Consider the following 430-nt stretch of genomic DNA (forward strand, 5'->3'; position numbering starts at 1 on the left):
CCGTTCCTCCCGCCCAACTCGCCCTCCGCGCGCTACTGGTTTCTCGTGGGCTCGTCGACCTCAGTTCGAGACAGGTAACACGGGCGCTACTGGACCTCAGGGCGTTCAAGGTAACACAGGCGCTACTGGTGCTACTGGTGCTACTGGTGCTACTGGTGCTACTGGTGCTACTGGTGCTACTGGACCTCATGGCGTTCAAGGTAACACAGGCGCTACTGGTGCTACTGGACCTCAAGGTGTTCAAGGTAACACAGGCGCTACTGGACCTCAAGGTGCTCAAGGTAATACAGGCGCTACTGGACCTCAAGGTGCTCAAGGTAACACAGGCGCTACTGGTGCTACTGGACCTCAAGGAGTTCAAGGTAACACAGGCGCTACTGGTGCTACAGGACCACAAGGTGGAACAGGTCAGACGGGAGCTCATGGACGG

General features: G+C 57.7%; 1 pseudogene. It reads left to right on the plus strand.

From position 1 onward, the window contains the following. Window positions 1-430: pseudogene (locus tag JDS82_RS29055) on the plus strand (collagen-like protein); the annotation flags it as partial.

This window comes from Bacillus cereus group sp. N14 (assembly GCF_016483555.1).
Classification (GTDB): domain Bacteria; phylum Bacillota; class Bacilli; order Bacillales; family Bacillaceae_G; genus Bacillus_A; species Bacillus_A wiedmannii.